The following is a 14,490-nucleotide window of genomic DNA, read 5'->3' as shown; positions in this document are numbered from 1 at the left end:
ACTAGCGCTCCTTTTGTCCCAGGCTCAGCGATTCCTGCAGATGTTGCCAACAATCTTCCAAATCGGCGACTGCACGAATGGTCTCTCTCGAAATTACGCAGGTTGGCTGCAATGCTTCATGCAGCAAACTACGGTCGGTAACTGTTAGTGGGGCAATAACCTCGAGCGAAGGAACACTGACTCGTTCCAAATCATTGCCCCAGTAGTCGGCTTCGACCGCGAAAAGCTCGGCAACCTTTTTCTGCTCGTTGTCACCGCCATCATTTCCACCAGCCCCATCCGCCTTCTGGGCGATTTTATTGGGATCCTCCCGAACCGCGCCGCCAAGCCCGAGGCGCTTTGGCGCAGTCCGGTTTCGCAGCTGTGTTAGTTCCTGAAGTCGGCGTTGCAATTCGCGCTGCGGATAATCGCGCAGCTGCATTAGCGACAGCGGATCACGGTCAATATCAGCGACAAGTTGAGCGGCGACTGCAACGGTGTGCTTACACACAGGTGCCGGGTCCGGGCAGGTGCATTCGCTATAAATGTGCTCTTCACCATCGCACAACAGCATTTCCATCTGCTCATACGGCAACTCGCCGTGCTCAAACTCTGTGAAGGCCGACGGATTGTTCACCAACCACCGCAGTACGTCGTCAGTTTGTTTCTGCTCCCGCCGTGGGAACCGAATAAAGACTGAGAATGGTTCCGGCTGGCTACCCTGCACTTCCCCGATGATGTAACCATCCGCGATTCGAAGCCCGAGCACATTGCCGTCGAACCTGTACTTCTCGCCTCTGTGAATACGACCCGAATCGGCACCACGGATGATGAACTCCCACACCCACCGGGCAAAAGTAGTACGTGGCTCGACCTCCACACGCGCTGAGGTTCCACGTCGCTGCTGCCCGGTAAATGCACCAGCCCAGTCCTGGGTGGCCAGGAGCTTTTCAATCGTCGAGCTGGTTGCTGGTGCGCTTCGCGCCGTAGTCCTTTTACGACCGCGCTTTCCAGAGGGGCCCTTGCCAAACTCGGCAAAGATGACATTGTCGCCCCATGTCACGTCTCCGTCACCGGCCATTAGTACCACCTCTTCTGGACTCTAAACGGTGTCACATTGTTGGGAATCGAATCGTCATCCGAGGTTGCGGAATCCAATGCCGTGGCCTCCGGGGTCACCCCATCGGTCACCGTCCCACCGGACTTTGACTCCGCTGCGTCCATCGATTCACGCAGTGCCTGAATCTTGTCCTTGTCCAATTGCCACAGAGACCGCAAACGGTGAAAGTCCATCTCCGTCAGCTTGGTTTCACCAGCACGCACAACTGCATCCGCCAATTCTGCCTTCTCGAAAACCAGCTCGTCGATACGCTCTTCAAGCGTTCCCACACTGACCAGCTTGTGCACGTGTACGTCTTTACGCTGACCGATGCGGTAAGAGCGGTCCGTGGCCTGGTTTTCAACTGCTGGATTCCACCACCTGTCAATGTGAATGACGTGGTTGGCGGCAACCAGGTTGATGCCAACACCTGCCGCGAGAGTAGACAGCAAAATGATTGGTGGGCCGTCCGGGGCATTAAACTCTGCCACTACTTTCTCGCGCTGTGCCGGAGTCATTGCCCCTTGGATAAACGGAATGTCCACGCCCAGGCGCTTGCTGAAATGAGGGGCGAGCATCTTGCCGAACTCCACGAACTGCGTGAACACAAGCGCGCGTTCACCGTTTTGGACAATCTCATCGACGAGCTCTTCCAGCCGTGCAACCTTGCCCGAGCGATGCTGCCCATGATTAAGCAGCCCTGAGCCGTCGTGCTGGTAGTGCGCTGGGTGGTTGCAAATCTGCTTCAACTTCATGATGCCGCCGAGGATGATGCTCTTTCGCCCGAAGTTGCCAGAGCGATTCCGCTTCGAGCGCTTGAGCTTGTCCTCGATGTCCTTCACAGCTTCCTGATACAAGAAAGCCTGCTCCGTCGTGAGAGGAACCATCTCCACCTGCTCATTCTTCTTGGGCAGGTCCGGCGCGATAGCTGGATCCGACTTGAGTCGGCGCAGAATAAAAGGTGCTGTAATCGACTGCAATTGCAGTAGCATTTCCGCATTCCCATCACGCTCGATGGGAATCGCAAACTTGTTGCGAAATGCATTCGCCGACCCCAGCATGCCTGGATTACAGAAATCCATGATGGTGCGCAGCTCGCCCAAGTCGTTTTCCACCGGAGTACCAGTCATGGCGATGTTGTGTCGCGAGCCCAGGCTCCGCAGCGCTCTGGATACCTGGGCGTTGGGGTTCTTTATTGCCTGCGCTTCGTCAGCAATCACATGATCCCACTGCACTTGGGAAAGTTCGTTCACATCGCGGGTAGCAACACCATAGGTCGTCACAACAACATCGTGTTTCCCGATAAATCCCTGTAGTTCTTCACCATGAGGACGGTTTGAACCATGCAGCAGCCCAACCTTGAGCTCTGGAGTGAACTTTGCCGCTTCTGCTGCCCAATTGCGCAGCACACCTGTCGGAACGACCAGAAGCGAAGCCTTGTGCTCTTGATCCTTCGCATCCGCTTGACGACGGCAGCGCTCATACTCCAACAGCGCCAGAATTTGCACAGTCTTACCAAGCCCCATGTCGTCAGCGAGAATGACACCAAAGCCGCGGTTGGACATATCCGCCAGCCACTCCACACCGCGCTGTTGATACTCCCGCAGCTCACCGACAAAACTCGGTGGCACCTCGACCGACTCTGCGAGGGCCGTGGAACCGTCTGAGTACTTCGACACCAACGCCTTGAGCCAAGAGGGATCCCTGGGGGCGACTGGCACTGCTGCTGGAGCTTGCGACTCCAAGCCACCGTCGAAGACCAGCTCTTTCAGGGTGGCTTGCCCCTTACCGGTCTCCTCCCCGGCCTTGGTCTGCTCCACCAAAAACTTCAGGGCTTCTCTAGCTACCTCTGGGTTCGCGTGCACCCAGTGGTCTCGCAGATGCACTAGCCCCGTACTCGATGCAGCGAGCTCACGCATTTCCGCTTCCGTCAGTACGGCATCCCCCACGGCCAGCTTCCACTCGTAATCAACCAGTTGGTCAAATCCGAGTTTCGGTTCCGAACGGCGCCCAGCAGGCCCCGTCGGATCTAACTGGACGACTTCAGTGTGCAACTGCAGGGTGGTCTCCACTGACTTCCAGTTCGGCGGCAGCATCACATCGATATCGACCTTTGCCAGCTGCGAGATGCCATCAGTCATAAGCTCTATCAGCTGCTCTGAGGTCAGCAGCAGATCTAAGCCCGGGTGGCCCGCTGCTTTCGCATATTTGAGCGTCGGGAATGCCTCTTGTGCAGCCAATAGCTGCGGGCGAAGTAGCGACAGCACGGACCGGCGACACATTTCTGGGTTCAGGCGCTCTGGAGCTGCGACACCGATGCGGTAGTACATCCGCAATGGCCATAGAGTCTCATGTTCCACCGCAGCTGAACGAGGATTGAGGCGAGTTACTGAGCCGCCTTCGTCATCCGCTCGATCCCGCAACTCCAACAGCTGCGGAAGATCCACATCCGGCAAGTCTTCCAGCTGGCCTTCAAAACCAACGGGTTCCTGCACCATTAGCTGCAGGCGAACATCCTCACCATCGGCCGACAGCCTCCACTTTGCCAGCGACTGCGCCACCCCCGGCGTCGCGCGCCCCAGGGAATCCGACTGCAACAACGACCGCACGAAGCTCTGGCGCTGTTCTGCCGGTTCATCCAAATCGGCCAGGAGCGCGTTGGTGACCCAATGAAACATGCGATTGATGAAATCCTCAGCCACCGTGGCACCTCCGTTATCAATCAACACCGGTGGTGTACGGGAAATGACCTGACTCTGCCAGGCAATCTCACTCAACCCCTCCGACATCCGCCACGTCGGCCACCACTCATTGTCTTCCCACGTCAGCGCCACCAGTGCCCGCCCAGAGCGTGCGAAAGCATCCAATCCCTGTACAACATCTACAAAGAACCTAAGATCCGGCGCCATCGCCGCCGAGGAAACTTCCTCCTGCAATTGCACCAGTGCTGTCACAGCAGCCCATGGCGGGAACACCCATGTGGGTACCGTTTTCTCTACTGCCCGCCCCTTCGGTGTGCGCAGTTTTAGCGTCAGCTGCGCTCGACTCCCCCGGTCCAGGACTGCAAAAAGCCGACGCTGATGCGCCGGGACTTCCAGCAAATCCACGTCCGCAATAATCCGGTGCCCCTCTGGCCGCTCCACCCATAGGTGAAGACCCGAATCATCCTTCCAGACCGCGTGCAGCAGCAACGGCACCGCTGACTTAGCAACTTGGCCCATTACTTCCTCCCCACTGCTTGCTCAGCCATCACCGTCTAATCACCCGGCGACTTCGCCACCAGATATTTCTTCAATGAAGATTCTGCCACGCACCCCGGAGCAGCTTTTCCATCACACCACAAGATTAGCACGCGTGTTCGAATTATGTATCTTGCAAAAATTACTTCACCTCCACCCAAATACCCCTTTTCCCAGGTAATTTGTCGCACTTAACCGATTTTTAAAGCCTTTTTCAACGCTTCTTATCTTGCAATGCAGCGCATCACATGCAAACGTCGTATGAGCTACAAGAATTAAAAATGTGTGACTCGTGCAATAGTTCTGCCATGGTTCGCATGTGCCAGTAGGCTCCGCTGACTGACGTAGACAGCCTGGAAGCCGAAGTTGTGTTTCATTGCGAATCGCAGGTTCCGCTGTTTCTGTCGGCCACTTTCTGGTTCGATGTTGCTGCGACGCTGTGAACGTCGTCAAGCGGACTGACTCAATTGAAATTGAGTGATGCGCCAGGAAACGGTTTCCGGCGTGCTGGGCAGTGCGTGAGTCCGACTGTACGCCTAATAAATAATGAGGAGTTGCCCTGTGGACCAACAAACATGGTTCATCATCGCACTAGTCATTTATCTGCTGTTGATGGTCTACATCGGTTGGACCGGATGGAAAAAGACCGCAGAGTATGACGAATACATGATTGGCGGTCGCGGTCTGCATCCGTTCGTCGCAGCACTGTCAGCGGGTGCATCGGACATGTCCGGTTGGCTGCTGATGGGTCTGCCCGGCGCGATTTATCTTTCAGGCCTGAATCAGACCTGGATTGCAATCGGCCTGGTCGCAGGCGCATGGTTGAACTGGAAGCTCACCGCACCGCGCCTGCGTAGCTACACCAAGATTGCTCGTAACTCGATTACCGTGCCGTCGTTCCTGGAGAACCGTCTGCACGATACGTCGAAGGTGCTGCGCGTTTCCGCAGGCCTGATTATTCTGCTGTTCTTCACCTTCTACGTCTCCTCGGGCATGGTCGCAGGTGGCCGCTACTGGGAGTCGACGTTCGGTGGCAGCTACCTCGTCGGCATGCTGCTGGTTGCGGGGATCACTGTCGCATATACCTTGTTCGGCGGCTTCCTTGCTGTCTCCTACACGGACGCGGTGCAGGGCATCATCATGTTCATTGCGCTGCTGACGGTTCCGACTGTCGGCATCATCTACCTGATTAACAACGGCAACTCCTTCTCGGACATCTTCAGCTTTGCTGCTAACAACCCGTACCCGGGCAGCGAGGGACAGCCGGTTGAGACCTTCTTCGATCCGTTCGCCGGCATTCCGCTAATCACTATTATCGGTCTCCTCGGCTGGGGTCTGGGCTACTTTGGCCAGCCGCACATTATCGTCCGCTTCATGGCTCTGCGCAGTGCAAAGGACGCAACTGAGGGTCGCCGCTGGGGCGTTGGCTGGCAGGCACTGTGCATGCTCGGCTCGGTCCTCGTGGCCCTGACCGCAACTGTTTTCTTCGCTACGAACCCAGATGCTTCGGTCACTGATGCGTCTTCCTACGAGACCATCTTCCTGGACATGACCCGCATCCTGTTCCACCCGCTGATTGCAGGCCTGATTCTGACTGCAGTGCTGGCAGCAATCATGTCCACCATTTCTTCGCAGCTGCTGGTGTCTTCCTCCGCGCTGATCGAAGACCTGTTCAAGGCAACGGTCAACAAGTCCCTGCGTCCGAAGACCTACATGACGCTCTCCCGCGTCGCCGTCGCGCTGATCGCCATCATCGCCGCAATCATCGCTGCTAACCCGAACAGCTCCATTCTGGATCTGGTTGGCTTCGCATGGGCTGGCTTCGGCTCGGCATTCGGCCCGGTGCTGCTGGCCGCCCTCTACTGGTCGCGTCTGAACACCCCTGGTGCTGCTGCCGGCATGATCACCGGTGCGGTTGTCTCCTTCGCATGGGGCATGAGCTCGCTCAGCGACACTCTCTACGAGATCGTCCCGGGCTTCGCCGCTGCAACTGTCGTGATGATCATTGTCACGCTGCTTACCAAGGAGCCGAACGAGAAAATCAAGGAAGAGTTCGACCACGCAGCAAAGCAGGCTCTGGTCTAACGCTTTGATCTAGGCTTGGCCTCCGCTAGCCCCGCAGGCTAGCCCCGGCGCATACCTACAAGGGAACCGAAAAAGTATTTTTCGCGCCCAACTAGGTATGCGCCCTTTTTTATTTGCCATCCTGGCCGCCTCCCTGACTGCCGCCTTTGTCTCATCCTTTGCGCTTACGCGAGTTCTCGTCACCTCCTCCCCCGCGGGCTCGGAGACGGAAGCCGTCGTCAAGCAACTGCGCACCGTACGCGTCGTCGCCGACCGCCCCACCGTCACCGGATACAAGCGCGAGCGCTTCGACGTCTGGGCAGGTTCTGCCGATTGCAATACACGCCATAAAGTGTTGGCGGCGTGGTTCGGGGACTCTGCGTGTTCGCTTGACGACGGCTCCCCGCGCGAAATCCCCGACCCTTACACGGGTGACCCAGTTGGTGCGCATGAGGTCGATATCGACCACATTTATCCGTTGGCAGCGGCGTGGGATTTCGGAGCCTACGCCTGGGATTCCGAAAGGCGTCGGCAATTTGCCAACGATATCGAGACCAACCTCGTGCCCACGCGAAGCGCGGTCAACCGGGATAAAGGAGATGCCAGCCCGGCGGAATGGCTTCCCGAGGATGCGAAGGCGTGTCACTACTCGCATCGCTACTTAGCGGTGGCCATTAAATGGGACCTGCCCGTATCGTCGGCAGACTGGACGGCGATGGCAGCTGCGTGTGGGATCCGCGCGGGAAAAGGCACGAAATAGAGAAAATAGTGCGAGCACGTTAAGTTAAGGACTGGTCTTAATAAAGAAATATCCAGGCCACTCCTCGCTTGAACGCGAGGCCTACATTCAGTCGTGGAAAGGTAATACGTGCAAAACGTAGTTCTTATGGTTCACGTCCTGGCGGCAATTCTGCTGCTTGGACCGGTGACTGTCGCAATTTCGATGTTCCCGAAGCTCGCGCTTGCAGCCCGCGGCGGAGAGGCTGGAACGGTCGGCGCCGCGCGCACCATGCACGCCATTTCGCGCACCTACGGCATGTGGTCGCTGCTCGTGCCGCTGCTCGGCTTCGGTGTCATGTTCACCGATGTGTCGACCTACATGAAGTCCGGGGCAATGCACGCCGCAATTCTGCTGGCTATCATCGCCTGGGCACTGTTGTTCTTCCTGGTCATTCCGCGTCAGCGTCTGATGATGGCCGGCCTCGGCATCGCTGACGAAGACGAGGATGCTGACGATCCGGAGTTCATCGAGCGTCGCAAGAAGGCTGAAGAGCTCGACTGGGACAAGCAGAAGGGCCAGCTGGCTATGTTCTCCGGCATCTTCTCCCTGCTGTGGGTTGTCGCCGGCATCCTGATGTTCTTCATCTAGAGCTCACGCTCAGACACAATAAAACTGCCGGTGCGTCTGTACGTTTCGGCCCGACTAATCGGGTTTGAAAGTACATGCGTACCGGCAGTTTTTTATTTTCTAGGTCAGCGCCAAGGGCGGTCGTCGGTTGTCGCCTGACGACGACCACCCAGCTCACCTCACCTAGCAGGTCTAGCGGCGTCCGCCTCGGTAACCACCGCGGCGGTCATCCCGGTCACCACGGTAGCCACTGCGACCGCGGCCGCCACCGCGACGATCGCCACGTTCATCGCGACCGCGACCACGACCGCCGAAACCGTCACCGTCATCGAAGCTTCCACGGTAGCTACCCCGGCCACGTCCGCCACCACGGCGGTCATCGCGGCCACGACCACCACGGTATCCTCCGCGACCGCGGCCGCCATCACGACGATCGCCACGGTAGCCACCACGGCCACCACGGTAGTCATCGCTGTCGTCGACCGAGGTGCCGTCGTCAAGCTTCAGCCCAATGAGCTGGCCGGAAATGCGGGTATCGGAGAGGTTGTTGATGACTTCTTGCGGCAGGTTGGCCGGCAATTCGACCAAGGTGTGGTCGCCACGGATGTCGATGTGTCCGAAGTCCTTGGAGGACAAGCCACCCTCGTTGGCGATGGCGCCCACAATGGCACCAGGGCGGACGTGCTGGCGACGACCGACGCTGATGCGGTAGGTTGCGGTGCCCTCACGTTCGAATTCGACCAGGTCAGCGCGCTTGCCCTGACCGCGCTCACCACGGGAGCGACCATCGCGGCCACGGTTGCGGTCGCGGTCGAAACGATCACGGTCACGATTATTACGACGGCCACGCGGTGGCTCCTTCATCAGGAAGTCGCCCGACTGTGCCTGCGCAGCGATAGCAGCGGCGATATCAACCAGCGGGGTGTCGTGCTCTTCTGCGTACTCCTCGATGAGCTCGCGGAAGACCGGAACCTGCGAATCAGCAAGCGCCTCAGTCAAATCATCAGCGAACTTCTGCTTGCGAGAGTCGTTGACCTCATCGACGGTCGGCAGCTTCATCTCGTGCAGCTGCGACTTAGTTGCACGCTCAATCGAGCGCAGCAGGCGCCCCTCACGCGGAGTGACAAACAGCAGCGCCTCACCGGAGCGGCCAGCGCGACCGGTACGACCAATGCGGTGGACGTAGGACTCGGTGTCGTGCGGAATGTCGTAGTTGACCACGTGGGAAATGCGGTCAACGTCCAGGCCGCGAGCAGCAACATCGGTTGCCACCAGGATGTCCAGGCGACCGTCCTTGAGCTGATCAATCGTGCGCTCACGCAGAGTCTGCGGGATGTCGCCGTTGATGGCGGCAGCGGAGAATCCGCGGGCACGCAGCTTCTCGGCGAGCTCCTCGGTCTCGTGCTTGGTACGCACGAACATGATCATCGCTTCAAATTCCTCGACCTCGAGGATGCGGGTCAGCGCGTCCAGCTTGTTGCGGTGGCTGACCATCAGGAAGCGCTGGCGAATATTGTCCGCAGTGCGAGTCTGGGACTTGACGGTGATCTCTTCCGGCTCCGTCAGGTACTGCTTGGACAGGCGACGAATCGAAGCCGGCATGGTAGCCGAGAACAGTGCGACCTGCTTGTCATCCGGAGTGTCGGCAAGAATGCGCTCGACATCCTCCTGGAAGCCCATCTGCAGCATCTCATCGGCCTCGTCCAGTACCAGGAAGCGCAGGTCGGAGATGTCCAACGAGCCCTTTTCCAGGTGGTCGATGACACGACCCGGCGTGCCGACGATAATCTGTGCACCTCGACGTAAACCCGACAGCTGCACTCCGTAGGACTGACCACCGTAGATTGGCAGGACCTGAATCTTGCCCAGGTGATCAGCAAACGACTGGAAGGAATCCGCAACCTGCAGTGCCAGCTCACGGGTCGGAGCGAGCACCAGCGCCTGCGGTGCGCGGACGGAGCGATCAATGCGAGCCAGAATCGGCAGCGCGAACGCCGCGGTCTTACCGGTACCAGTCTGAGCCAGGCCGACGACGTCGCGGCCGCTCATCAGAGTCGGGATAGTTGCAGCCTGAATTGGGGACGGAGTCTCAAACCCAACCTTGCGAACTGCATTGACAATGTCATCGGGCAGCTCAAGCTCATCGAAGCCGACGGTGTCGTCGTCGTTGTCGTCTTTGTTCTTTTCGGCCTTCTTCTCGGCCTCGGCAGTCTTTTCTACCTTCTCGGTCTTTTCCTCAGCGGCCTTCTCTTCGACCACCGGTGCTTCCTCGGCCACTACATCCTCGGCCTTCACAATTGCGTCCTCGCGCTGGTTTTCGCGCTGATCCTCACGGTTTTCCTCGACGCTGCCATTCATTTCATTATTAGCCATTTGGGGCTCTTCCTGGGCCTTTTTGCCCGCACACTCAATATTCAACAGTTGATTACTCACAGTTGGGTCGCACATACATGACCCGCCCAATTTACGTTCTAGTTTTCAGTGCTCTCACGTCGGAATTGCGATGACATCGCTTCTCTTGCACATACTTCGAAAAATTGCGCCCAAACCCAATTCAGCTTTTACTTCCGAGGAGGGGCGCCCATCATGCACTATGCACTCTCAAGCGTTTCACCAGCGAATTTATACCGCTGCCAGATTCTCTGCGACATTGTCGTCAGGATTTCACACCGACTGCCCAGACTACGCCACCGTCGGTCAAAAAACCATTTCCCGTCAGCAAGGTCACAACACAAGGTGGTCGATTTCTTGGATGAGGCCCGGCGCTGGGGCCGTCGTTAAGCGAGCGCATTGCACCCACTTCGGGGTGCCTATTTTGTAATTTCCTGGGGTGAGGTGGCTAACATTTTCCCTACAAGTTTGTACACATATCAGCTATTTTCCGCCGTGGAACACCCACCGTTCGGCGGACTTTTGCAACTACACAACGTATAAACCCAAGGTCGCTCGAAAATGCCCAGCAATAGTAATTCATCTGAACCGCAGCCGTCATCGCCCCGGCAGTCCCCGCTAAAACCACATTATCCCGACGAGTTTTCTGGGAATGGCGGGCAGCCGGATACACAGCCGTCGAAGCTCTCGGCAATGATTGAAGTTCTCGGGTTTCCGGGCTTTATTTTGGCGGGTTCGGCGCTGGCATTCTTCTTCCCCGCCCCGTTTACTCCGCTGACGGATTACATCACGTACTTCCTGATGATCATCATGTTCGCGATGGGCCTCACCCTGACCATCCCGGACTTTAAGCAGGTCGCTAAGCGCCCGTTGGCGATTCTCTTCGGCGTCATTGCTCAGTTTGTCATCATGCCGCTGCTAGCGATTGCCGTGGCGAAAGCCCTCGGCCTCAACCCGGCACTCGCCGTCGGCCTGCTGATGCTGGGATCCGTCCCCGGCGGCACCTCGTCGAACGTCATCGCTTACCTGGCACGCGGTGACGTCGCACTGTCCGTCGCCATGACCAGTGTGTCGACGCTGGTCTCGCCGATTATGACGCCGTTTCTTATGCTCGTGCTTGCCGACGCGCACACGGAGGTCGACGGCCTCGGGATGGCCTGGAGCCTCTGTCAGACAGTCCTCCTGCCAGTGATTGGCGGTCTGATTATCCGCTTTGTGGCCGATACCTTTATTAACAAGATCCTCCCAATCCTGCCGTGGATTTCTATTCTCGGTATCGGTGGCGTGGTCTTCGGTGCCGTGGCCAAGAACGCTGAGAGCCTGGCGAACATTGGCCTGATTGTGTTTGTGGCTGTGATCATCCACAACGTTCTGGGCTACGTGCTCGGCTTCTTTGCAGGCCAGCTGGTGGGGATGCCGACTGCGGGCAAGCGCACGGTGGCCGTGGAGGTCGGCACACAGTCCGCTGGCCTGTCCTCCGGTATGGCAGCGAAGTTCTTTACCCCGGAGGCAGCGCTTCCCGGCGCGGTGGCCGCTGTGGTGCATAACATTACTGGCGCTATCTATGTGGCTATTTGCCGAAAGGTCGATGAAGGCAAGGAAACTAGCAAATCCGCTTCTGCTTAAGCTGTTTTTGCTTCGGCTTCTTTGGCTCCGCTGTTCGACGAGTGGGCTGGTAGAGTCTCTCGCCCGAAGATCCAGCCCACCATTGCGACCAGCGAAATGACACCGCAAACAAAGAAACCGGCCTTGAACCCTGCGGCATCCACAATTGCGCCGACAATCAGCGGGCCAGAGATCGCTCCGAAGTCCTGAGCCATCTGGAAATTGGCCAGCACCTTTCCACCTTGGCGGTTGGCGCCGATGACGTCGGCAAGCACGGCCTGCTGCGATGGATTGATCATGCCAGCGCCGAAACCCGCGAGGACGGAGAGAATCAGTAGCGGAATGGCACCGCTGCTAAATCCGATAGCGCCCGTGAACACGCCGTTGATGAACAGGCCCGTGATGAGCAGAGGGCGACGGCCGATGCGGTCGGAGAGACGGCCGGAAAACTGCAGTGCCGTGACATTGCCGAGCGCGAAGGCCGTCAGCGCGAAACCAGCTGTGGCAGTGGCGGCTACTGCCCCATCGCTGCCCGGTTCTGGGGTGCCAACATGGGAAAACGTTGCCGCGGCGAACAGCGGGACAATCGCGACGCGCACACCGAAGTTCGACCAACCGTTGGCGAAGGCTCCGACTAGTGCGCTCCGATATGCCGAGTCACGGATTGCCTCGGAGAACCTCAGCACCGGGGTCGTGCGCTTGGGCACTACATGGCGAAGATGCTCCGCACTCAGCGACATGCCGACCACAATCGTTGCCACGATCAGCGCCCCACCGTAGATGAAAAACGGCATCCGCATGCCCCATGCGCCCATTGCAGCACCAATGATCGGGCCAAAGACATTGCCCAACAGGAAGGCTGTGCCGTAGGCGGCCGAGCTCTTACCGCGGATCTCCGGCGGTGAAATCCGCACAATCAGCCCCATTGCCGAGACCGTAAACATCGTCGAACCGATGCCTCCGAGCGCACGAAACGCCAGCAGTTGCCAATATGTCTGCGCAATACCGACAAGCAAAGTCGAGAACGCGACAATACTGATGCCGGTTAGGTACGTGCGTCGATATCCGAGCTTCTCTACCAGTGAGCCCGATGCCGGCGCGAAGATTAGCCGGAAAATGGAGAACGAACTGACCACGAAGCTGGCCGCGAACACCCCCACATCGAAGCTGCGCGCGTACTGCGGCAAGATCGGTGCAATCAGACCGAAGCCCAGCGCAATGATGAACGCAGCGCTGACCAGAATCCAAATCTCTCGCGGAATCGGCTGTTTAGTCCCGTCTAATTCACCCTGCCAAGAATCCCGACCTTGTGGTTTGCTTCCCACCTCCGATGCGATATCCGGCTGAGATTCGCACTTTGCTTTACGACGAAGCAGGTCGCGCGAACGGGAAGCTGACAAGGTAACGGTCCTTTCTAAAACCTCTAGTCAGAGTCGCCCATTTCACTTTCAATTCGCCGGGCCAACTCTTTGCCAATCAAATGAGGAATTCCAACTACTAGTGCATTACCCATGCAAAAGGCACGATGGCCGTCGGTCATTCCTGTGTCCGTCCATCCCTTAGGGAATCCTTGCAGAGCATCCAGTTCATCTGGAACTAGACGACGCAGTCTTCCATCCACCTTAACCACATGCTTGAAACGGGAGGCCGATTTTCCGCCTTCACCAGTCAAAATCGTTCGGGAGGGCTTTTCCGTCGAGTCCGGGAAGGACATACTCCCCTCACTGTACAAATACGTAAAACCAGTCTTTTTATTGACTCGTTCTTCGCGCTTTGAACCCTTCAGATACTCCCACTTATGAACTTCATCCGCGTGAATAACGAAAGAATCTGGAACAGCAGACTCATCAACAAGGACATCCCCAAGAACTTGTCGAGGCCCATCATAGGACTCAACCACAGAAAATGTTAGCGCCTTGAAGTTCTGCATTATGCCTCCAGTTTCGAATGGAGACTTCTTGGCACCTAGTGAAAACGTCTTTGTTGCTTCATATGGATCCTCTGGAATCACAACTTCTGTGAAATGCAGAGGTTCCTCAATTGGTAAAGCCGCGGCCATGATGCCATCCTTAGCGCGCTGCTCTAATTCCCAGGTGCCGGGATTCTTAACTGCATAGATGTAGACCCGCTTACGTCGCTGCGGAAAACCATACTCAGCACTATTAATCACCCTCCACTCGACGGAGTAGCCGAGGTCACCGAAGCACGACAACATAATTGCAAAGTCGCGACCTCGCTGAGTAGCAGGGCTCTTCAGCAATCGATCAACGTTTTCCAACAAGACATACTTGGGGCTCTTTAGCTTAAGGAACCTGTAGATATCCCACCAGAGGACACCTTTTTTCCCTTCAATCCCACCTGCTTGCGATAGCGGTTTGGCAACTGAGTAGTCCTGGCACGGAAACCCTCCCACAACCATGTCTACATCGGGAATCTCGAACAGCCCGGCTTCCGCATTGTCGAGAACAACGTTGATGTCTTCATTCACACAGCTGTTCTCCCCGAACCTGTTTACATAACAGCGCCATGCAAACTGGCGAGCTGGAGTTCCTGGTGGTTCCCACTGGTTAGCCCACACGGTCTCAAATGGTCCTGCCGCCGGAAGAGATGCTATACCGTCGCTTTGATCCTGATAGCCGTCTAAGCCGAGGCGAAAGCCACCTACTCCCGCGAACAATTCGGCTACGCGAATGGTTTTATCAGACACGTTTCTCCAATCGCTACTGTGTTCTGATACGTCAGAGTGATTCTAACCATGACACAGA

At 57.3% G+C, this 14,490-nt stretch carries 9 protein-coding genes; 4 read left to right on the top strand and 5 right to left on the bottom strand.

Going from position 1 to position 14,490, the window contains the following annotated elements:
* Position 1: 1 nt before the first annotated feature.
* Positions 2-1,060, bottom strand: a complete 1,059-nt coding sequence (locus HMPREF2751_RS06465; RefSeq protein ID WP_070595717.1) for a hypothetical protein — start codon at positions 1,058-1,060, stop codon at positions 2-4.
* Positions 1,060-4,299 (bottom strand): DEAD/DEAH box helicase, encoded by a 3,240-nt coding sequence (locus tag HMPREF2751_RS06460; protein ID WP_070595716.1) that lies wholly within the window; start codon positions 4,297-4,299, stop codon positions 1,060-1,062. The genes HMPREF2751_RS06465 and HMPREF2751_RS06460 overlap by 1 nt, the downstream gene beginning before the upstream one ends.
* Positions 4,300-4,878: 579 nt before the next feature.
* On the opposite strand from HMPREF2751_RS06460, the gene putP reads away from it, so the two are divergent.
* From putP to HMPREF2751_RS06445, 3 genes are all read left to right on the top strand, one after another.
* Positions 4,879-6,402, top strand: a complete 1,524-nt coding sequence (gene putP, locus HMPREF2751_RS06455; RefSeq protein ID WP_016422432.1) for a sodium/proline symporter PutP — start codon at positions 4,879-4,881, stop codon at positions 6,400-6,402.
* A 97-nt stretch (positions 6,403-6,499) separates the two neighbouring features.
* The gene (locus tag HMPREF2751_RS06450; RefSeq protein WP_016422431.1) at positions 6,500-7,141 is read left to right on the top strand and encodes an HNH endonuclease family protein; all 642 of its coding nucleotides are present in this window, start codon (positions 6,500-6,502) and stop codon (positions 7,139-7,141) included.
* 108 nt (positions 7,142-7,249) lie between these two features.
* A complete protein-coding gene (locus HMPREF2751_RS06445) occupies positions 7,250-7,750 on the top strand; it encodes a hypothetical protein (protein WP_049172012.1) in 501 nt (166 codons plus the stop codon).
* A gap of 171 nt (positions 7,751-7,921) precedes the next feature.
* Here the strand turns inward: HMPREF2751_RS06445 and HMPREF2751_RS06440 are convergent, their stop codons facing one another.
* A complete protein-coding gene (locus HMPREF2751_RS06440) occupies positions 7,922-10,102 on the bottom strand; it encodes a DEAD/DEAH box helicase (RefSeq protein WP_083304423.1) in 2,181 nt (726 codons plus the stop codon).
* A gap of 711 nt (positions 10,103-10,813) precedes the next feature.
* Between HMPREF2751_RS06440 and HMPREF2751_RS06435 the strand changes: the two genes are divergently transcribed.
* Positions 10,814-11,746: a bile acid:sodium symporter family protein gene (locus HMPREF2751_RS06435; protein ID WP_070429346.1), complete on the top strand. Its 933-nt coding sequence runs from the start codon at positions 10,814-10,816 to the stop codon at positions 11,744-11,746.
* Here HMPREF2751_RS06435 and HMPREF2751_RS06430 read toward each other — a convergent pair.
* Positions 11,743-13,125 (bottom strand): MFS transporter, encoded by a 1,383-nt coding sequence (locus tag HMPREF2751_RS06430; protein WP_070429347.1) that lies wholly within the window; start codon positions 13,123-13,125, stop codon positions 11,743-11,745. The genes HMPREF2751_RS06435 and HMPREF2751_RS06430 overlap by 4 nt on opposite strands.
* Positions 13,126-13,148: 23 nt before the next feature.
* The gene (dcm, locus tag HMPREF2751_RS06425; RefSeq protein ID WP_069358840.1) at positions 13,149-14,432 is read right to left on the bottom strand and encodes a DNA (cytosine-5-)-methyltransferase; all 1,284 of its coding nucleotides are present in this window, start codon (positions 14,430-14,432) and stop codon (positions 13,149-13,151) included.
* Positions 14,433-14,490 lie beyond the last annotated feature (58 nt).

The organism is Corynebacterium sp. HMSC063G05 (assembly GCF_001810555.1).
GTDB lineage: Bacteria > Actinomycetota > Actinomycetes > Mycobacteriales > Mycobacteriaceae > Corynebacterium > Corynebacterium jeikeium_D.
This window is presented reverse-complemented; position numbering and strand designations above follow the sequence as displayed.

What these genes read in the sequence shown, in the direction of transcription:
- HMPREF2751_RS06465 (WP_070595717.1), bottom strand. Translation starts at nt 1,060, where the DNA reads ATGGCCGGTGACGGAGACGTGACATGGGGCGACAATGTCATCTTTGCC.
- HMPREF2751_RS06460 (WP_070595716.1), bottom strand. Translation starts at nt 4,299, where the DNA reads ATGGGCCAAGTTGCTAAGTCAGCGGTGCCGTTGCTGCTGCACGCGGTC.
- HMPREF2751_RS06450 (WP_016422431.1), top strand. Translation starts at nt 6,500, where the DNA reads ATGCGCCCTTTTTTATTTGCCATCCTGGCCGCCTCCCTGACTGCCGCC.
- HMPREF2751_RS06440 (WP_083304423.1), bottom strand. Translation starts at nt 10,102, where the DNA reads ATGGCTAATAATGAAATGAATGGCAGCGTCGAGGAAAACCGTGAGGAT.
- HMPREF2751_RS06435 (WP_070429346.1), top strand. Translation starts at nt 10,814, where the DNA reads ATGATTGAAGTTCTCGGGTTTCCGGGCTTTATTTTGGCGGGTTCGGCG.